We start from the raw sequence: 14,694 nt of genomic DNA, 5'->3' as shown, positions 1-14,694 counted from the left end.
GTATATCTTCCCCGGCCCTTACCGGCCGGGCTCACTTGTGTTTTCGGCTACGGCCGTCTGCACTGTTTTTGCCTTTCTTGCCGCGTATTTTGCGCCCATTATGCCAAGGAGCATGAATATGGTGGTCAGGACTATTGTCCCGCCCGGCGGCAGGTTTGCGAAATACGACGCAAAGATGCCGGTTATCACCGACGCGACGGAGATGGCCGCGGAAATGATTATCGTCTTTTTAAAGCTCTTGCCAAGCATCATGGCCGCGATGTTCGGTATCACGATGAGCGACGAGATGAGCAGTATTCCAACCAAGCGTATCGACGCGATCACGGTCACGCTTGCCACCACGATGAACGCGTAGTTGAGCATGTTGACGGCAAGGCCGCTCACCTTGGCCTGCTCCTCGTTGAACGCTATGTACATCAGCTTTCTGTACAGCAGCGCCATCACTGCAAGGATGCCGGCGGCAAGGGCAAGTATCATCGCCGTATCGTCAAAGCTCACGAGCAGGATGCTGCCAAACAGAAAGCTGAACAGGTCGACTGAAAAGCCGCCCGAAAGGCCGATGAGCACGATGCCAAGCGCAAGGCCGGACGAAAGGAGCACCGCGACCGACGCGTCGGGCGATATCTTGGTCGACTGGCGCAGTTTCGTCATCCCAAGCGCTCCAAGTATCGACACGATGAGCGCGGTCCACAGCGGGTAGACCTGCGTGAACATCCCCACCGCTATTCCGCCAAACGCCATGTGGGACAGCGCGTCGCCAAAGAGCGAGTGCCGGCGCAGGACGAGGAAGAGGCCCACCACGGAGCAGATCAAGGCAACGGCGATTCCTGCCACCAGCGCGCGCTGCATGAATCCTGCCTGCAAGATTTCTAGGACCATATTTTCACGCCATCGCCTCTCTCTAGTGGTGCGAATGCAGGTGCATGTGCGCCTGCATGCTGGCTTCGGAGTATTTCTTCAAAAGGTCCTCGTTCTCAAAGAACTCGTGCGTGTCGCCGTGGAAGAACATGCTCCTGTTGATGCACGCGACCCTGTTTGCGAGCCTGTTCACCGCGTCGAGGTCGTGCGACGACATGATTATCGTCAGTTTGTTTTCCTTGTTAAGGCGCGTCATGAGCGAGTAAAAGCGGTTCTGCGTCTCTATGTCGATGCCGGTCGCCGGCTCGTCAAGTATCAAGAGCGCGGGATCGTTGACGAGGGCCTTTGCGATGAGCACGCGCTGCTGCTGGCCTCCTGAAAGCTCGCCTATGCGCCTGTCCTTTTCGCGGGCCATGTCGACCGTTTCAAGCGCGGTAATGATCCTTTCCCTTGCGGGCTTGCCCCGCATTATTCCAAGCGAGACAATTTCCTCCACAGTAGCCGGAAAACCCGGCTCTATTGCGTGCTTTTGCGGCACGTAGCCTATCTGCTTCAGGGGAGCCTTGCTCTTGCGTATGTCCTGCCCGAATATCGTGATGGTGCCCGAGTAGCCCGTCAGTATGCCCAGCATGCAGTTAAAGAGGGTCGTCTTGCCCGAGCCGTTTGGCCCTATGATGCCCACGAGATCGCCTTCTTCCGCGGAAAAGGATATGTCCTGGATGGCGTACCCGCCATCATACCTGTACGAGACCCTGTCGATGTTTACTATCTGCATGTCCTGCTGCCGGCTGCGCACAAAGAAGCTTTTTCGAGCAAGCTGGTTTTCATTTTTACGCGCTAGTATGTAGGATTATTAACAATATATACTTTCTTTAATAACCACGTGGGTGAGGCACGGTGCCTTTCTAATATTGTTATTATGACATTAAATATAATCTAATAGTTTTTAATAATAAAAATATATATAGTTAATAAGAATAATGAAGGCGGGCGAACAGGGCCGGCGGCTACTTTGCTGCGTTGTTGCCAACCAGCCAGCTCCAAAAAACCGCCGCCTGTGTTTTCTCCCACTTTATTTTCTCCGCCCCTGCGGCCTAGCTGCAGACCAGACCGACTTTGAGGTTGGCCACGTCTTCCCTCATCTTGTCCAGATAGCCAAGGCCGGCGGCCTGTTCCTGCTCGTCAAGGCCCTCGATGGGGCTCAGCGTGAGCACCCTGCCGTTTGGTATCTCGCTAGCGATGACCTGCGCAAGGCGCGGGTCTACAAGCTCCTCAGAGTAGACGACGTGTATGTCCAGATCTTTTGCAAGCTTGACAAGCTCCTCTAGCCTCTGCGGCAGGATCTCGCCTTCCGGCGTGAGGCTGTCATGCACCGCGTGCTGCGTCAAGTTGTACCTGTTGGAAAAGTAGCTGAACGCCTCGTGGAATGCGATAAAGTCCTTCTTTTCGCACGACGAGAGCTCTGACTTGATATGCGAGTCTAGGGCGTCAAGCTCTGACGCGAACTTTGCCGCGTTTGCGTTGTAATAGTCTGCGTTTGGGGGGTCTATTTTGACAAGACCTTCGCGGATCTTGTCCACCTGGTGCTTTGCCAGAACCGGGTCGAGCCATATGTGCGGATCGTAAAGGCCGTGCTCTTTTTGCTCTTCCGGGTCTTCGTTGTTAAGGAGGCTCATGCCCTCGCTAGTGTTCACCGTAAAGTTGGCGCCGACTGCGTCTACCCACTTTTCAAAGCCGGCGCCGTTGTACACCAGCATGTTGGCACTGCTTGCCCGTTGTATCTGCTGGGGAGTCGGCTCCCAGTCGTGGGGCTCGACGCCGGGCGGGACCATCACCGAGACATCGGCCCTGTCTCCTCCCACCTGCCGGGTAAAGTCGTACAGCGGGAAGAACGAGGCTATGACCTTCACTTTCTGCGCTCCTTCAGCGTTGTTATTGTCAGGAGCAGCCGCCGGCGTGGTAGTGGCGCTGCCGCCCATTGTTGCAAACGCGGCGACCGCTATCGCTATTGCGACTGCTGCTCCTGCGCCCATTCCAATCATCAAAACCTTGCTTGATGCCATTTGTGATGCACCTATTACCTTGGATAATAACTATAAATACCTTTATTAATAATAACTATGGAAGAACTTATAAGGTTATTAATAATAACTCCCTTCATCATGCCCGTGGTCAGCTTCTCCTTCAACGAAGGCATCCTTGCGGAAATGGACAGGCTGCAAAAGTCGCTTGGCTTTCCAAGCAGATCCGAGGTGGTGCGCGCCGGGATTCACAACATCATCGCGGAAAAGCGGCAGCCGGACAACGGACAGGTACGCGCGCTCTTGCTCGTTACGCACCACGAAAAGTTTGACGAGGAGGTGACAAAGATGCGCCACCGGTACGAGGAGCTTGTAACGACTCATCTCCACAACAAGATAGACGGCGAGCGCTGCCTGGAATTCTTTGTCCTAAACGGCGACGCAGGAAAGGTGAGGGAGATGCGCAAGAGGTTTGCGGCAAGCAAGGCCATGAGCAACGTGAGGCTGGTTGCGCTATAGTTAATAACATTTCAGTTGTCTTTATAAAGAAGTTAATAATATTGCATGTCAATGACCATAGTAAGCGTCTCGCTAAACGATGACATCCTGCAGGAGGTTGACAAGCTCCAAAAGTCGCTTGGCTTTTCAGGCAGGTCCGAGATAGTGAGGGCGGGAATAAGGAACCTACTTGCAGAAGAGCGCGACAGGCAGAACCTGTCCGGCAGCATCTATGCCATCCTCATGGTCATCCACGACGAAAAGTCCGATGACCAGGTGTCGCTCATGAGGCACGACTATGACAAGCTCATCGGCACGCACATACACAACAAGATAGACGGCGACAGGTGCCTTGAGATCTTTATGCTCAGGGGCCAGGCAGACGACGTGCGCGACATGACCAAAAAGTTCCAGTCCAACAAAAAGATGGACCACGTCAAGCTCATCGCGTTATGATGATCATGCAGGCTGCATATAGTAAACATACCTTTCATCAGGGTTTTCCAGGATATTTCCTAAAATACCGGCGGAACGATCTTTGCATGTGGTAGTAGAGCGCTGCGCCGGGTGCCTCTGCGTGCCGGCAGAATGCAATACGAAATTCCAGTGCCTCGTGTGCAACGAGGAGAAATGCTGCGCAGACGTGCATGCCGGAAGAAAAAGAAAATCATCCAGAGTCAAGACGGCAGAAAGGTTCCTTTTTCATTCAAGGGAAATGTTTGCAGTCGCGCTTGGCATCGAGGTCCTCTGCATAGCCTCTGCAGAGCTGGGCCAGAACGCGGGCCTGTACCTCTTTGGCGTGAACTATGCGGGCATCGCGGTTTCCTACGTGATGGGCTATGCGCTTGCCGGCGTGACGACGTTTCTGACGATACTTGGAAGGAATTGCGGCAGCGGCAAGACATTATGCGGCTGCTGCTCCGTCCTTGAAAATTCGCAGGGAAAGGGCTTTGTCCCAAGCATGGCGGGCACCCTGCGCGACTTTGCGGCAGGCGTCAGGAAACTGTCAAGCGTGCGCAGCGAGCCCGAGCTCGGGTCGATACTGAAAACAAGCGCGGTGATACTCGTGACCGCGGAATCCGCGTGCATACTGGTCGCCGAGACCGTCGGCCTGGCATTCTACCAGCAGTCGATCCTGCTGTCAGTCCCGCTCGCGCTTTTGGCCGGCGCCTTTGCAATTGTGGCGCCGCAGGCGTACAGAAAGGCTACTATTGCTTCTGCTAGAAGCTGAAATCGCCGCCGCCAAAGTCGCCGCCGAAATCCCCGCCGCTGTCCATTCCGCCATCCACCCCGGCTCCGCTGTCAGCCCCGGCATCGGCGCCTGCGCCAGTGTCGGCAGCACCCGCGTCGCCTGCATGGGCACTCTCGGCAGGGGTCAGCGCAGCTCCCATGAACGACATCATGGACATAAAGAACACGGCGTTCATTATGCCGGAGAACAGCATGAACGGGAGCCACATCCTGTCAGACTGCATCGAGTTCTGCAGCTGCTGCGTCTGGCCGTTGGAGTACCACTGCTGTATCTGCTGGAACTTGCGCTCAAGCTCCTGTTTCTTGGCCATGAGCATGCGCATGCCGGTCTCTGTTACCGTCAGCTCCTCCTTCTTGCCTCCAAAAAAGCTCTTTTTCTCGCTCTTTATTATGAGGCGCTGGGCCGCAAGGTCGTTGACTATCATCTCCACGAGAGCCTTGTCGAGCTTCGTGACCTTGGCTATCTTGCCTATTGATTTCATCCCCCTTGAAATCGCGTCGAGGACCATGAAGTGGTTGGGGCTGTCGTTCACTGATGACATATGTAGTACTACCTTCGCTGAAAGATGATTTAAATTATTTCCCCGGCCCTGTTTCGTGGTAGTGTATGGCGCGGTACAGTGCGACTATGGACGCCGCGTTCAGTATCCTGCCCTCAAGGAGCATCTTTTTCACTTTTTGCAGGCGCACAAAGCGCACCTGCGATATCTCTTCCATGCTGCCAAGCTTTTTTGTGCCGGTGTTTTCAAGGCCGTAGGCTGCAAACACGTTGCCCGTCTGCTCGAACATGGAGTAGTCGAGTGTGTACGAGCCCACCTTTACCATACTTTTTGCAATGTAGCCCGTCTCCTCTTCCAGCTCGCGCCTTGCGGCCGCCAGCGGCGCCTCGCCCTTTTCGATATAGCCGGAGGGCACCTCGACCTGGTACGAGTCCACGAGGTGCCGGTAGCTCTTGATTGTAAGGATGCTTTTCCCGTCGTCTGAAAAGGGCACGATGGTAGAGTAGTCCAGGCGCCGGCCGCGTATGTAGGTCTTTTTCCTCTTGCCGGCAAGGTCCATCTCGTCCTCGTACACGGACAGGTAGCGATGGTTGTACACTTGTCTCGACGACAGGATCTTCCAGCCTTCCGGGGCGTTTTTCACGCGTCCTGTGCTGTGTTATCGGGATTAAAAGATCTCGCCTGTGTCCTTTCTTATCCCGCCAAGGCCCGTCTTTGCCTTCTGGGCGCATTCCAGGCAGACTCCCGGGGAGAAGGGAAAGTCCCGGGTGCATTTCTTGCACACCGGCCTCCTGCAGTCGGCGCAGTCAAGCGTGGCCGTCCGTGTGTTGCAGATGTAGCACAGGGTCGTCATGCTGCTATATATCGCAAGAGTTGCGTAAAAGGTTGTTGCTGCCGGCGATACCGTTAAATCCTGTGGCAGGCGCCAGATTTTGGGATGGTGGCTAATGCTGCTGGTGTTGTTGCTGCAGGAAGGCAAGGTCGCATTTTCGCCTGCACCAGCAAGACGGAAAAAGAGTGCCTTGACAGGATGCTGTTTGCCACCGGCAGGCTGTACGGCGAAGGGGTGCTTGCCATAAAAAAGGGCGACCCGCTGTTTTTGCTGAACCTTGACACCGACGTGCTGTACGGGACGTTTGCGGCAGGCTCGGCCGGCAAGAAGGACATCGAGCCGGAGGCGTGGGCCGGCAGGTACCCCTACCAGGTAAGGGTGTCGCAGAATGGCAAGGTACACTCGCTAAAAGGCGCCAGGAAAATCCTCGCGCAGATGGGGCTTGGCTGGCGCGACGCGCTCCCGGCTGCTGCTGCAAAGGCGCTTTCCAGTTACCTCGAAAACCCAGACAGCAAGCTGGCCTCGTTTGAGAAGGATGAGGAGGACGAAAAGCCCCGGCTGGAATCGACCACGCTGTGGGACTACCCCCGGCAGAGCTACGGCAGGACGCCCAAGGGGAGCAACAAGTACGCCGGAGTCACGCCGGCGTTTGCGATATACAACATGATAAAGCGCTACACCGATCCGGGCGACCTCGTGCTAGACCCGATGGCTGGAAGCGGCACCACGCTTGACGTCTGCAACGAAGAAGGCAGAAAATGCAGGGCATTTGACATATCGCCTGTCAGGCCCGACATTGTGCAGAACGACGCGCGAACGATCCCGCTTGCGGACGAAAGCGTCGACATGGTGTTCATCGACTCGCCGTACGGCGACAACATCGACTACAACGACCAGCCCGGCAACATCGGCAAGATTTCCGCTGAAACAGACGAGTTTTACGACGAGCTGGAAAAGGTGATGGCAGAATGTTACAGGGTGATGAAGCCCGGCAAGGCGATAGGGTGGGTAATCGGCGACCAGTGGGTGCACAAAAAGTTCACGCCCGTGGGTTTCCGGGTGTACGAGCGGCTGTGCAGGCACTTTGAAACGGTCGACATCATCTGCCTCGCAAGGCGCGGCCAGACGTCAAACACTGGCGTGTGGCACAACCGCGCGCTGCGGTTCAACTTTTACCTGCGCGGCTTCAAGTACCTTTTCATAATGAGAAAGTCGGACGGCAGCAGCGCCCCATCCGAGAAGAAGAAAGAGAAGAAGGTAAGCTGGACCCAGTATACGAGAAAAAAATAGTCATAATGCAAATAGCCTCTTCTACCCAAGCAATGAAAGGTTGTACAAAATAGCGGCGCTCTTGTCGCTTGCCGCGCTCGTTGCTGCCTTTTTCTCAATACCGGGTGCAACGACAACAAACCTGGCGTTTGCAGAAGAAGAAAAGCCGGAAAGCCTCACGGTAGGGGTGTACCTTGTCAACGTCGGCAAGACAGACCTGCAGGCAGGCTCGTACGACATTGACTTTTACATCTGGTTTATCTCGGACAGTCCAAGTGCCAACTTTACCAAGAGCGCCCCGCGCTTTGATTTTATGAACGCGTTCAACGCCACTGTCACGCCCTCGCAGGTAGAGCCAAACTATTACGAGGCGCGCGTCAAGGGCACGTTTGTCAAGAACATGGACTTTCGTCAGTACCCTTTTGACACGCAGCAGGTGACAGTAGAGGTCGAGGGCTTTGAGCCGGTGGAAAAGCTCGTGTTCAAGCCGGACACCGCGTCAAGCGGCTTTGACGACCTGATAAACGTGCCGGGGTGGACGCTTGGCGGCAGCAGCTCGCAGGTCATCGACCATCACTACCGCGAAGGCACGTTCTCGCGCTACATCTTTACGTTTGCACTAGAGCGCGCGCCGCTGTCGTCGTTTCTAAAGACGATCTTTCCCGTCCTGATAATAACCACGATAGCGATGCTGGCGTTCTGGATGAGTTCCGCCCACTTTGCGGCAAGGATAGGCCTTGCCGCCCCGACTTTGCTTGCGGCAGTCGCTGCGCACCTGAGCGCGGCAAGCCAGCTTCCCCCGATAGGCTACCTGACCCTCATGGACAAGGTGATGATAATCGTGTATGCGCTGTTCCTGAACAACCTGCTGTCGATAGTGCTCCAGATGAGGCTTGTCGACCACGATAAGGGGCAGGAGGCAGTCAGGTTGAACGCCAGGATGCGCAAGCTGATGCCGGTGATAATAGTCGTGATACTTGCGGCCCTTGTCCTGCTTGCCTGAATATGGTACGTGTGTGGGGCTGCTGGCCTTACTTGTGGGCGGAGCTTTTCTCTATTACCTCTTCGATGGTCTCGTTGAGCGCGGCTTCTGCAATGTCGCTTGCGTATTCCGCGGTGCGCCTGATGTCCTCAAGCACCAGCTTCAGGCTTGCCGGGTCGCGGGCCTTTTCCACGAACGCCAGCGCTTCTTCCTCAAGCGGGTGCACGCCTTCCACCTGGTCGACCGTCTTGTCGGCAAGCTGGTAGTCCCGGCGCAGGAGCGCCTCGACTGAATCGCCAAGCACGGTGAGCGCAAGGTAGCTCATCTTTTCTATCTTTTGCAGCGTCTCCTTTGGTATCTTGTCCTTCAGTTTTGCGGCCATCTCGGCAATGCCGCACGCGTGGTCTGCAACGCGCTCGATGCTCTTTACGGCCACGCGGTAGCTCAGGCAGTCTGACGGGCTTTTCAGCCCCATCTCCCTGAGCACGCGGCCGTTCTGAGTCGCCATCACGAGGTTCCTCAAAACGTACAGGCTGAACCGGTCGACCTCGTCGTCGGATTTTATCACCTCCCTTGCAAGCTCTTGGTTGAGCTCCGAAAGGGCGGTCATGGCGTCCCTGTGCATAGACGACGCGATGAGGTACATGCGCCTGATGGCGGTATTGACCGAAAGCTCTGGCAATGATAGCAACACCTGCAACGTGATGATGTCAGAGGCGTCGGCTATCATCTCGGTGCCGACAAGGTTGCGCCTCACCACGTCGCGGACGGCGTCGCGAAGCGCAGGGTTTATCCTGCCTGCCTTTAGTTTGAGGTGGATGATGTTGTAGCCGGCGAGGTACATCGACACCACCTTGCGCCGGAGGGAGCTTTCGCCCTCGCTTGAAGTGATTATCGCGGTCGCCTCGGCAAGAGACTCTGCCGGGCCGGTGTTGGTCGGGACTATGGAAAGCGAGTTGTCAGTCTCGCGGACAAGAGTCACCTGGTCGCCGGCGTGAAGGTGCATCTCCTCTATCCACCTCTTTGGCAAGGACAGGACGTAGGTGGACCTGCCTGTGAACTGCACCTTGCGAACTTCTTTGTGTTCTGCCGCTGCCGCACCGCCGGCAGCAGCGGTTGCTGCTGTAGCTGCTGTCCTCAATATGCTGGAGAATTGAGAAGCTGTGAATAAACGGTTTGCGAGAATAGACTATGGCGCGCTATGCGCGGCCACGTGTTCTATAGACACTATATAGATAGATCACCGGCGCGGGCTTGACGTGCCCGTCACGATGTAATACACGGAATCGCCGATGTAACACGCGTGGTCCGCTATCCTCTCAAGGTAGCGCAGGATGAGGAGGCTGGAGACGTAGCACCGCGGGTCCTTGACGAGGTCGTTAGAACCTTTTTTCGTGCTCGGCGTTATCGCCTCGCGCAGGTATTTCCTGTACAGGGCGTCGACGGTGTCGTCCATCTGGTACAGCTTTTGCGCGGCCTCCCTGTCCCTCGACTTCAATGCCTGCACGCTTGCGTGGATCATCTTGCGGGCGGTGTCGGCCATCTCCATCACGGCGCCCTTGTCGCAGTGCGACACCGAGCCCATCATGCCCATCACGTCGACGATGTCGTAGGCGTAGCGCCCAAAGCGGGAAAAGCCGTACGAGATCTCGATGCAGGAGCGGATGAAGCGCAGGTCGGTGGCCACCGGCTGGTAGCGCGCTATCAGCTCCACGGCAAGCTCGGTCACCTCGTCCTGCAGCACCCGCAGCTGCTCGGACCACTCGAATATCTGCGACTTGTCGGCGTCGCCCTTTTCATACAGCTCGATGGCGGTGTCCACAGAGCGCACGGAAAGCTCGGCCATGTCCATTATCAGGTTGCTCATGCTGCGCAGCCCATAGTCGAGGAGGCGGGTCATAATCAAATACCTATTTGCGTGGTGGTGTGCTTTTTCCTTTCCTACCCTACTGCTGCTATTACCCGAACTTGCCTGAGATGTAGCGCTCGGTCAGCTCCTTGTCCGGGTTTTCAAATATCTGCTTTGTAGGCCCGTATTCAACAAGCTCTCCCAGGTACATGAATGCGGTATAGTCAGAGACGCGGGCTGCCTGCTGCATGTTGTGCGTGACAATTATCACGGTCAGGTCTTTTTTCAGCTCGTGTATCAGTTCCTCTATTTTCGAGGATGCTATCGGGTCAAGGGCGGACGTCGGCTCGTCCATCAAAAGCACTTCGGGCTGCATTGCAAGGGCGCGGGCTATGCACAGGCGCTGCTGCTGGCCTCCGGAAAGGCTGATGCCGGGCTTGCCCAGTTCGTTTTTCACCTCTTCCCACAGCGCGGCTCCCTTGAGGCTTTCCTCCACTATCTCGCCCAGCATCTTTTTGTCCCTGATGCCGTTCAGCTTTAGCCCCGCGGCCACGTTGTCAAAGATGCTCATGGTGGGAAACGGGTTTGGCTTTTGGAACACCATGCCGATCCTGCGCTTTATGAGGACGGGGTCGGTGCCCCTGCCGTAAATGTCAGTGTCATCGAGAAAGACGCTTCCTTCCACCCTTGCGCCCAGGGTCATCTCGTTCATGCGGTTGAGCGAGCGGATGAGGGTCGTCTTGCCGCAGCCGGACGGGCCGATGAGCGCCGTTGCAGTGTTTTCCTTGACGTCAAGGTTGATTCCCTTTAGCGCCTGCTTGTCAAAGAACCAGGAATTGAGGCGCTGGACTGAAACTTTGTAGCCTGGCTTTGGCGACGTTTTTGTTGAAGCCTGATAGTCCGGGCTACTGACATACTCCTCACTCGTCATTTGTGGTCATTTTGGCTTTTGACTAATTATCAATTGCCTAAATAGATCACGTAGCGCAATATAGAGCCCTTAGACCTTGAGGGTGGGGGCTTTAGCGCCCGTGCGCCTCAACACCACGAACCTGAGCACGATAGAAAGCGAGAGCACTATGAGTATCAGTATGAGCGCGGCGCCCCAGCCAAACGAGTGCGCGTGCTCGTACGGGAGCGAGGCAAGGCGCCATATCCTGAGCGGGAGAGCGTCGACGGGGCCGGCAAAGCCCTGGAAGAACAGGCTCGTGCCGAGGATGGTCATGATAAGGGGTGCAGTCTCGCCGGCTATCCTGGCAATTGCAAGGACGATGCCAGTCAGGACGCCGCTCTTTGCGGCCATCAGCGTGATAAAGATGGTCACCTTCCACTTTGGTATGCCAAGCGAGTGGCCGGCCTCGCGGACAGAGTTTGGCACGAGCTTGAGCGTCTCCTCCGTCACGCCGACTACTATGGGTATCATGATGATTGACAGCGCAACAGCGCCAGCCGTGATGTTGAACGACCCGATCGTGAGCACGAGCACGATGTACCCCACTATGCCGATGACGATGGACGGCAGGCCTGTCATGACGTTGTTGAAGAACCGCACCGAGCGGGCAAACTTGCTGTCCTGCGCGTACTCGGAAAGGTAGATGCCGGCAAGAACGCCCACCGGGATGCCGATGAGAGACGCAAGCGCGACTACGAGGAGCGTGCCCTGTATCGCCGGCGCTATCCCGCCGTCGCCCGCTATTATGGAGCCCTGCGGCTGCGTCAGGAATTCCACGGTTATGGCGCCCACGCCGTTTTTCACCACTTCAACAAGGATGCTTCCAAGCGGGATCATCGCCGCCGCGACGCAGGCAACAGTGATTGCGGTGAACAGCTTGTCCATGAGCTTGCGCCGGGCGTTTGTCCTGACTACTGCATCCTGGATCATTTTTTTGCGCTCTTGCCTTGACTGCATGATCGTCACTCCTTGGCTCCCGGCGCTACCTTGACCATCCTTGACACGAGCAGCTGCGCGCCTATGTTGATGGCCATAGTAAGGATGAACAGCGTCGCGCCAAGCCCGATGAGCGCAGAAGCGTGCAGGGGCGACGCGGCCTCGTTGAACTCGTTGGCTATGAGGCTGGAAAGCGTCTGGCCCGGGCTGAACAGGCCGTCAGGAATTGCCGCCAGCCCCACGGTGTTTCCAATCACCATCGTGACAAGCATGGTCTCGCCCATGGCCCTGCCGAGCCCGAGGATGGCCGCGCCAAGGATTCCGGCCTTGGCGTAAGGAAAGATAAAGTGCCAGACGGTCTCCCAGCGCGTGGCGCCAAGGCTGTACGCGGCTTCGCGCTGCGAGTTTGGCACTGCTCTTAGAACTTCGCGCGAGATTGCAGAGACAATCGGGATTATCATTATGGCAAGGACGATGCCGGCGGTAAAGATGTCAAGGCCAAATGGGCCGGGGCCAAAGAACGATATTGACTGGCCAAGTGTGTCGTAGAGCGGGAACTCGATGTAGTCAAGTATCCAGAACCGAAAGACAAAGAGCGCCCACAGGCCGTAGACGATGCTTGGGATGGCCGCCAGGATCTCTATTACAAAGCCCACCGGCGTTCCCACTTTTGAGGGCGCGATCTCGGTGATGAACACCGCGATGCCGAGGCTTATGGGCACGCCTATTGCCATAGCGATGCCCGAGCTTGCGAGCGTGCCGATGACGTAGGGGAGCGCTCCGTACGACTCCCTCCCTTCCACGGGGTTCCAGTCGGTGCCGGTAAAGAACCCGAGGCCCTGGTAAAACAGGACGGGAAGAGAGCCGTCGACCACTGAAAAAACCACCAGGATGAGCATGCACAGGGTGTACGCGGCTCCTCCGATAACGACCCACTTGAACAGGCCGTCGCCCCTGCGCTTTCTCCCCAGAAAGAACGACGAGAGGAACTCCTTGCGCTCCTTCCGGGACTCTGAAAAAGTCATGCGATGTCATCGTGAGGTAAGGCCGGAGCGTATTTGACGGTTGTCAACGGAAAAACTGTAGTTGAAGGTGATCTATATAGAGAGAGAAAAAGAAAAGAGAAAAGGAGAGGGGGAGGTCAGCATTACCTTACCTTACGCTGACTGTTGTCGTCTTGGCGTTGATGACGTTGCCGTCCGCGTCGTCGCTTTCCCAGTCGATGCTGCTGGCAGTCGCGCTGGCAGTGATCTTGAACAGGCCGAGCTTGCCCTTGGTTATGGGCTTGTCGTCGGTCGTAAAGATCACAGTGTCTCCGTCATAGTCAACTGCCCAGCCGGCCGGTCCCTTGGCGGACATGACGTTTGCGCCGCCGTCAAGGGTCACCTGGAGCTGGTATACCTGTGCGTCGCTGTTAGACGGGTTTCTGAGCACCAGATTCATCATCTTGGTGGTCTTGCTCATGGAGGCTGTCACGGATAGCTTGGCTGTGTAGGTCTTGCTGGCCGGCTCTTCTGTTGTTGCTGTCGTTGTCGAAGTGGCGGTCGAGGAAGAGCTTGAGCCCGGCATCGTGTACAGCGCCTTGCCCTTGTACGTCAGCGAGGCAAGCGTTTTCTGGTTCAGGCTTACCACGTTGTCAGGCAGGGGCACGTACGACAGCTTTTGCGCGTGCTGCTGTCCCGCAGGGCTGATTGCCCACGCGATAAAGTCAACAATCGCCTTGGCCTTGGCCTCGCTGTCTATCTTGGTGCTCGTGCTCATCTCCTTGTACAGCAGCAGGTAGGAAAAGCTTGCAATCGGGTACGAGCTGTCGCCGGGTGCGTTGACAAGCGACACGTTCGTCCATGCAGCGTCGCCTGCCGGCAGTGCCGTTGCGGACGCTTCTACGGCCGCCTTGGCCGAGTCAAGGCTCGGCTCGATAAAGTTGCCCTCTTTGTTCTGGATGAAAGCATAGTTCATGTTTGCCGTCAGCGCGTACGCAAGCTCTACGTAGCCAAGCGAGTACGGGGCTCCCCTGACCGTCGACGCAACACCCTCGTTGCCTGGAGCTCCTCTGCCCTTTGGCCACTGGACCGCGGTTCCCTTGCCAACCTTCTGCGCCCATTCCGGACTCACAGAGGAGAGGTAGTCTGTCCAGACAAACGTCGTGCCAGAGCCGTCGGACCTCCTGACCACGAGTATGTCCTTGCTTGGGAGCGGGACCTTGGGGTTGAGCGCCTTGATCGCCGGGTCGTCCCACCTTGTTATCTTGCCGAGGTAAATGTCGGCAAGGATGGGGCCGGTGAGAAGCAGGCCCTTTTGCTTAAAGCCGGGGATGTTGTACGCAGCGACCACGGAGCCTATTGTTTCAGGGATGTGGACTGCCGCTCCAGGCAGGGCCTTTGTCTGGGCCGCCGTCAGCGGGGCGTCAGACGCCCCAAAGTCCACCGTCCTTTCGGTGAACTGCTTTATCCCTCCGCCGCTTCCTATTGACTGGTAGTTCAGGCTGATGCTTGGGTTCACTTTTTTGTATTCAACTCTCCAGGTGTCTATCAGCGGGAACGGAAATGTTGCACCTGCTCCGTTGATCGTTACCTGGCTGCTGCTTGATTGCGCGTAGGCACTTGTCGACATCGCCACTGGCAAAAATGACGCCAAAAGCATGCCGGCAAAAAGGCCTACCAACACCGTACGTCTGATGCCGTCAAAGCCGTGCATGTGCGTGAGTTAGTGAGTGTGGATTAATGGTTAGCGTATATACTTCACA

At 56.4% G+C, this 14,694-nt stretch carries 18 protein-coding genes; 5 read left to right on the top strand and 13 right to left on the bottom strand.

Going from position 1 to position 14,694, the window contains the following annotated elements:
* Nucleotides 1-18: 18 nt before the first annotated feature.
* The 4 genes from NVIE_RS10105 to NVIE_RS10095 all read right to left on the bottom strand — a co-directional run bounded on the left by NVIE_RS10105 (nt 19) and on the right by NVIE_RS10095 (nt 2,921).
* Nucleotides 19-879, bottom strand: coding sequence for a metal ABC transporter permease (locus NVIE_RS10105; protein ID WP_227717343.1), 861 nt, complete (start codon nt 877-879; stop codon nt 19-21).
* A 22-nt stretch (nt 880-901) separates the two neighbouring features.
* Entirely contained in the window at nt 902-1,633 is a 732-nt protein-coding gene (locus NVIE_RS10100) for a metal ABC transporter ATP-binding protein (protein WP_075055135.1), read from the bottom strand.
* A 161-nt stretch (nt 1,634-1,794) separates the two neighbouring features.
* Nucleotides 1,795-1,929 carry a hypothetical protein gene (locus NVIE_RS16130; RefSeq protein ID WP_258914111.1) on the bottom strand — a complete coding sequence of 45 codons (135 nt, stop codon included), beginning with the start codon at nt 1,927-1,929 and terminating at the stop codon, nt 1,795-1,797.
* A 23-nt stretch (nt 1,930-1,952) separates the two neighbouring features.
* Complete coding sequence (locus tag NVIE_RS10095) at nt 1,953-2,921, bottom strand: metal ABC transporter substrate-binding protein (protein ID WP_084790768.1); 969 nt, start codon at nt 2,919-2,921, stop codon at nt 1,953-1,955.
* A gap of 99 nt (nt 2,922-3,020) precedes the next feature.
* Here NVIE_RS10095 and NVIE_RS10090 point away from each other — a divergent pair, with 99 nt between their 5' ends.
* The 3 genes from NVIE_RS10090 to NVIE_RS10080 all read left to right on the top strand — a co-directional run bounded on the left by NVIE_RS10090 (nt 3,021) and on the right by NVIE_RS10080 (nt 4,608).
* Nucleotides 3,021-3,398 (top strand): CopG family ribbon-helix-helix protein, encoded by a 378-nt coding sequence (locus tag NVIE_RS10090; protein ID WP_075055134.1) that lies wholly within the window; start codon nt 3,021-3,023, stop codon nt 3,396-3,398.
* 51 nt (nt 3,399-3,449) lie between these two features.
* Nucleotides 3,450-3,833: a CopG family ribbon-helix-helix protein gene (locus tag NVIE_RS10085; RefSeq protein WP_075055133.1), complete on the top strand. Its 384-nt coding sequence runs from the start codon at nt 3,450-3,452 to the stop codon at nt 3,831-3,833.
* An 88-nt stretch (nt 3,834-3,921) separates the two neighbouring features.
* A complete protein-coding gene (locus tag NVIE_RS10080) occupies nt 3,922-4,608 on the top strand; it encodes a hypothetical protein (RefSeq protein ID WP_144239642.1) in 687 nt (228 codons plus the stop codon).
* Here NVIE_RS10080 and NVIE_RS10075 read toward each other — a convergent pair.
* The 3 genes from NVIE_RS10075 to NVIE_RS10065 are packed head-to-tail and all read right to left on the bottom strand — an operon-like array spanning nt 4,598 to nt 5,981.
* Complete coding sequence (locus NVIE_RS10075) at nt 4,598-5,170, bottom strand: MarR family transcriptional regulator (RefSeq protein WP_075055131.1); 573 nt, start codon at nt 5,168-5,170, stop codon at nt 4,598-4,600. The genes NVIE_RS10080 and NVIE_RS10075 overlap by 11 nt on opposite strands.
* Nucleotides 5,171-5,204: 34 nt before the next feature.
* Nucleotides 5,205-5,771 carry an NUDIX domain-containing protein gene (locus NVIE_RS10070; RefSeq protein ID WP_075055130.1) on the bottom strand — a complete coding sequence of 189 codons (567 nt, stop codon included), beginning with the start codon at nt 5,769-5,771 and terminating at the stop codon, nt 5,205-5,207.
* A 24-nt stretch (nt 5,772-5,795) separates the two neighbouring features.
* Nucleotides 5,796-5,981, bottom strand: coding sequence for a hypothetical protein (locus NVIE_RS10065; protein ID WP_075055129.1), 186 nt, complete (start codon nt 5,979-5,981; stop codon nt 5,796-5,798).
* Between the two features lie 84 nt (nt 5,982-6,065).
* On the opposite strand from NVIE_RS10065, the gene NVIE_RS10060 reads away from it, so the two are divergent.
* Nucleotides 6,066-7,250 (top strand): DNA methyltransferase, encoded by a 1,185-nt coding sequence (locus NVIE_RS10060; protein WP_075055128.1) that lies wholly within the window; start codon nt 6,066-6,068, stop codon nt 7,248-7,250.
* A 40-nt stretch (nt 7,251-7,290) separates the two neighbouring features.
* Nucleotides 7,291-8,232 (top strand): ligand-gated ion channel, encoded by a 942-nt coding sequence (locus tag NVIE_RS10055; protein WP_075055127.1) that lies wholly within the window; start codon nt 7,291-7,293, stop codon nt 8,230-8,232.
* A 28-nt stretch (nt 8,233-8,260) separates the two neighbouring features.
* On the opposite strand, the gene NVIE_RS10050 is transcribed toward NVIE_RS10055, so the two are convergent.
* The 6 genes from NVIE_RS10050 to pstS all read right to left on the bottom strand — a co-directional run bounded on the left by NVIE_RS10050 (nt 8,261) and on the right by pstS (nt 14,645).
* Nucleotides 8,261-9,352 (bottom strand): phosphate signaling complex PhoU family protein, encoded by a 1,092-nt coding sequence (locus tag NVIE_RS10050; RefSeq protein WP_075055126.1) that lies wholly within the window; start codon nt 9,350-9,352, stop codon nt 8,261-8,263.
* A 99-nt stretch (nt 9,353-9,451) separates the two neighbouring features.
* Nucleotides 9,452-10,111 carry a phosphate signaling complex PhoU family protein gene (locus NVIE_RS10045; RefSeq protein WP_075055125.1) on the bottom strand — a complete coding sequence of 220 codons (660 nt, stop codon included), beginning with the start codon at nt 10,109-10,111 and terminating at the stop codon, nt 9,452-9,454.
* 58 nt (nt 10,112-10,169) lie between these two features.
* A complete protein-coding gene (gene pstB, locus NVIE_RS10040; RefSeq protein WP_075055124.1) occupies nt 10,170-10,991 on the bottom strand; it encodes a phosphate ABC transporter ATP-binding protein PstB in 822 nt (273 codons plus the stop codon).
* Between the two features lie 69 nt (nt 10,992-11,060).
* Complete coding sequence (gene pstA / locus NVIE_RS10035; protein ID WP_084790910.1) at nt 11,061-11,969, bottom strand: phosphate ABC transporter permease PstA; 909 nt, start codon at nt 11,967-11,969, stop codon at nt 11,061-11,063.
* Nucleotides 11,970-11,974: 5 nt separating this feature from the next.
* The gene (gene pstC / locus NVIE_RS10030; protein WP_084790767.1) at nt 11,975-12,973 is read right to left on the bottom strand and encodes a phosphate ABC transporter permease subunit PstC; all 999 of its coding nucleotides are present in this window, start codon (nt 12,971-12,973) and stop codon (nt 11,975-11,977) included.
* A 127-nt stretch (nt 12,974-13,100) separates the two neighbouring features.
* Nucleotides 13,101-14,645: a phosphate ABC transporter substrate-binding protein PstS gene (gene pstS, locus NVIE_RS10025; protein ID WP_084790766.1), complete on the bottom strand. Its 1,545-nt coding sequence runs from the start codon at nt 14,643-14,645 to the stop codon at nt 13,101-13,103.
* Between the last annotated feature and the right edge of the window lie 49 nt (nt 14,646-14,694).

Source organism: Nitrososphaera viennensis EN76, assembly GCF_000698785.1.
In the GTDB taxonomy this organism is placed as follows: domain Archaea; phylum Thermoproteota; class Nitrososphaeria; order Nitrososphaerales; family Nitrososphaeraceae; genus Nitrososphaera; species Nitrososphaera viennensis.
Note: the sequence above shows the minus strand (reverse complement) of the source record. Positions and strands in the feature narration are given on the sequence as shown.